The organism is Ventosimonas gracilis, from assembly GCF_001580025.1.
Lineage (GTDB): Bacteria > Pseudomonadota > Gammaproteobacteria > Pseudomonadales > Pseudomonadaceae > Ventosimonas > Ventosimonas gracilis.
The window spans coordinates 1-341 of sequence record NZ_LSZO01000057.1; the positions used below are offsets into that span (position 1 = coordinate 1).

1 protein-coding gene is annotated in these 341 nt (G+C 47.2%); it reads right to left on the bottom strand.

Annotated features, from left to right (window positions below; genetic code table 11):
* Window positions 1-339 (bottom strand): replication initiator protein A (locus AXE65_RS02800; RefSeq protein ID WP_193393231.1); only part of this gene is annotated, 339 nt, incomplete at its 3' end.
* Window positions 340-341 lie beyond the last annotated feature (2 nt).

The following is a 341-nucleotide window of genomic DNA, read 5'->3' on the forward strand; positions in this document are numbered from 1 at the left end:
TTTTTTAATTAGCGAGGCGCTGCCGCTTTTCTCATAGAGTGTTTTCATTGATACCGTCCAGCTTGGTTGCTTGCCGCAATGCTTGCGGGCTAGCTCGTAAATGCGACGGTCTAACGCGCTTCGTATCCGGTAATAATTACTGTCTAGCGTTAATACCTGCATGGATTCAATGGATGCAAATACCCATTCAGGGAGCGTTACTTCAACGGCAACCATTCGCTCATCTCCATCGCGCTCTACTACCCTCCACAAATCAACCAAACCAAAGCCTTCCCGCGCTCTATATCCCTTAATCGCTATATTGGTTTCTATCCTTGTCCCTGCCAGCCTCTTTAGCATTT